At 58.5% G+C, this 3,927-nt stretch carries 1 protein-coding gene; it reads right to left on the bottom strand.

The annotated features are described in order from the left end of the window. Positions 1-438: 438 nt before the first annotated feature. Positions 439-3,927 (bottom strand): hypothetical protein (locus EOM25_12840; protein ID NCC26061.1); only part of this gene is annotated, 3,489 nt, incomplete at its 5' end.

Here is a 3,927-nt window from a genome sequence, read left to right as displayed (position 1 = left end):
GCCGAGCGTCATGGAGTCGAGCGGCCTAGAGAAGGCCGAGCTTTCACGGTTCCGGGTGGGTCGCGTGGGCTCGGATTTCGGTCTGCGCCTGTCCGCGTGGCCTGGGGAAAACCAGGGCCGCATTCTGCAGGTCCAGGTCAATCTAGCCGATCCGGCCGCGCCCTGGGCCGTGGACACCCTTCGTAAGCACGGATTTTTTTGGGGCCCATCTGCCCCAATGGCAGGAAACCGACGCCATGATGCTTCAGCGCCTGCCCTTCGAGCCTCGGCTGGAAGGCATCCAGGTGATGTCCGGGGCGGCCGAGGCCATTCTGGCTGCGGTTTTGGCCGACCGGAATGCGGCGCGGCACGGGACTTGCCCATGAGCCATGATTTTTGGCTCATGGGCTCTGTTCGGTAAGATGTATCTTTTGCAGTGGCATCTGTATGCACAGAACGTCATTCCGCCACGATATGCGGGAAGTACAGCGAGCTTGCTCCAACATGCATCTCCGATCCCAGTGCCGGGATGGCGTCGAGCATGGTTCCATCGAGTGAACCGTTCAGCTGGAAGCCGACCAAGGCTTTGTCGGACCAGAAACGGAGATATGTTGCTGCGTTGATGTCCATGCCGGCAAAGAGGTCTTTAGGTGCAGCCACCACCTTGGAGTTCGCCCCAAGATTCAACACGTTGGCCGAAATTTGATTGCCGTTGTCTCTCCATGCTTCCAAGGTGATCACAGCGGGAGCGTCTTCTATGTTCACAAAGGCAATGCCTGTCCATCCATGGCGTTCCAGCTTGGGGAAGACGCCTTGTGTCGTGGCCAGCTTCACTACGGAATACCCTGCCAGCTGGTTGCCCTTATTCATGCCGAACAGTTCGAAGCCCGTCACGGGTTGCGTTGATTCGATAGTGAACCACGCGGTGCCTGCCGGGAAGTTCAGAGTGGCTGGAGTGCCGATCATTTTTTGTCCCGGTCCAGCCTGGGCCACATCAGTGCCCAAAACCTGTCCATCCTTGTCCCGGAATGCCAAGCTCAGATCCGCTGTCTCGGTTCCAGGATTGTACACCACCACGCCGGTCCACCACTCCTTGTCGTGGGCTACATGGGGGAAGTGCAGCACATTGGTGGTAGCGTCGGACAGACTGATCCCGCTCAGAATATTACTATTTTTGCCGCCAAATACCATCAGGCCGACCATCCCGGCTCCGTCAGAAACCTTAGCCGCGCCAATGCCGGGCTGGGGCTTACCGTCGAACAACGAAGCGATTGTAAAGGAATCGTGTCCATTGCCAGCTAGGCTTTTCGCAGCGCTTGCGCCGTTATCAAAGGAAAACTGAAGATTTTTTGAACCATAAGTGGTATTGGTCCAGCCGATGCCCGTCCACCACGCATCGTTGGAAGCGATATGCGGAACGTATAGGCTTGTCTGATTGGCCAAGGGCGAAGCTTCAAGGCCGACGCGATACTTTCCGGCCTGGTATAATTTCTGATAGCCCACGGCCTGGCCGTCGGTAATGTCCAGCCGCATGGTCTTGATCAGCGAGGCAGCGCTTCCGGCCACTGTGGTCACGTCCAGTTCCATGCGGGCACGAGAATCCAGCATGACGTTACGCGACCATACTTGGCCACCGGTCGCATTGAAGCCGTGCAAGGTGCCGGTCATGCCATGGGGACCGTAATTGATCACGCCGATTTCAGTCTTCCAGGGAATTGCCTGGTTGCTATAATGCGCCGTCACTGTAGTCTCTGAATTCAAGATGGTCACGGTACAAGTCCCGGCGGACTGATCTGTTGAGTCGCAGCCGGTCCAGGATGTGAACAGCGACGTGCCGCTGATGGAGGGCGCGGTCAGGGTGATGCGGGTGCCAATAGGTATGCCCGTTCGGACGTAGTCGGCCCATCCTCCGTACGTAGAAGGATTGCCTGCGATTTCAGCACTGGCGGCGCCGGTAACATTGACGTTGAGCTGATTGCTTCCAATCATGCTGTGCCTTGCCGCAAAAGCCATCTGCGACCCGCTAAAACTATGTACAGGATTGCCCCAAGAAGCCTTGCTGCTTCCGGCAACATAAACGTTTATCCAGTTCCCCACGAAGCCGTCCACGGCAATTGCCTCTGCCTCGTCGTCTTCAATGCCGCCAAGAAAGGTGTTCCATTCCAGGTCACCGGTGACCGTGTTGAGCCAAGCCGCAAAACCGTCTTTCATCCCTGAAAAGGCCCGAATCGGATTGCCCCAGGTGATTGTGCTGTGGCCTGCCACATAGACATGCCCGTCGGCGCGGACAGCGATCCCCTGCCCGTAATCATGATTTTCGCCGTCCCCGCCCAGAAACGTATTCCATTCCAGGCTGCCGAGGGAGGCGTCAATCTTGGCCGCAAACGCATCGTCGTAACGACTATTGACGTGTGGACTACCGGAATGCGGTCGCACCGGGCTGCCCCAGGTTGCGTCGCTTGATCCGGTTACATAGATGTATCTATTGTTGTCCGTGGCAATGGCTGTGGCGAGATCGCTATAACTGCCGCCCAGAAACGTATGCCACATGCGGTCGCCGGTTGACCACCAGATCATGGCTGCAAAGCCGTCCCACCCCCCGGAATAGGCCCGCATCGGCGTCCCCCAGGAGACGTTGCTGGAGCCAGCAATATAAACGTGTCCTTCCGAGTCCACGGTGATGCCCGTGCCCCTGTCGGTTCCGACGCCGCCAACGAACGTGTGCCACTCTAGGCCCCCATCGCTATTGATTGCGGCTACAAAGGCGTCATCTCCCCCAATGTAGGGTGAAGCCGGAGAACCGGCTCCGTGCCATGAACCCATGCTGGTTCCGGTCACATAAATATTTCCTGAATTTCCAGAACCATCCACGGCTATCCCACTACCAAAATCATCGGCCAGGCCTCCCAGAAACGTATGCCATTTCAGCTCCCCCGTGCCACCCTGGAGCACGGCCACGAAAGCGTCGTAACCCGCGGTGAACAGCCTTGTCGGGCTGCCCCAGGTCGCCCGGCTGGTGCCGGTCACATATACTTCGCCATGTTGATCAACGGCAATTCCATTCCCCACGTCATAGAGATGACCGCCCAGGTAGGTATGCCAGATATGCTCCCCGGTGACGCCGTTCAACTTGACCACAATGGCGTCACCCTGCGCCGTGTAGGCGCGTACGGGGTTGCCCGAGGGCCAAGAGCCATAGCCGGTCACATAGACATTGCCTCTGTCGTCTGGTGCAATGGCGTATGCCGAGGTAAAGCCGCTGACCATAAAGGTGTTCCATGTCAGTATCGGGTCAATGACCACCGGGATGCCGGGCAGGCTGTCACCAAGCTCGAAGCCGACCTCCTGATCCCCGGACAGGACAAAGGCTGCGTGGATAAAGCGCTTCTCGCCGTCCACCTCCTGCCAAGCAACAGGGGCTGATTCAATCATGTTTCCGCTTTCAAAGGCCGTGACCAGGTTGCCCTGGCCGTCCAGGCTGACTGGGCGGTTGTAACGCAGTCGGATGCTGTCCGCTGTTCCTTCCTGTGTGTTTTCCAGATAATAAAAGCTCTCCAGGATACCGTGCGGTGACGCCCTGTAGACCACGTCCACGCCTTCCCACACTCCGAAATAGCTCACCGTGCCCAGGGTGGGAGTGCCTTGGGCAGGCGCGCCCGAGCCTTCGGCCATGGGCCGGACCGGCTGCCCACCGACGAAGTCCATCTTCAGGACGCGGTCGATGCCTGCGACGTAGAGGGAAGCCTCGGCGAATCCGAGTATATGGCCATTGGAGCTGAACTGGAGAAGATGGTTTCCGGAGGGGGCGGCGTTGCAAGGCGGCCTTTCCGGAGCGGAGATGAGACGTCCCTTTTCGGGCTTAAGACCGGAGTCGAACTCTGCCAAAGCCGCAACTTGGCGATGGCCGGGGCGGGTCAGGCCTTGGGGCGGGTGCCCGATGTTGGGGGT

Source organism: Deltaproteobacteria bacterium (assembly GCA_009929795.1).
Lineage (GTDB): Bacteria > Desulfobacterota > Desulfovibrionia > Desulfovibrionales > Desulfomicrobiaceae > RZZR01.
The sequence above is the reverse complement of the archived record's forward strand: the minus strand, read 5'-3'. Positions and strand labels throughout refer to the sequence as shown.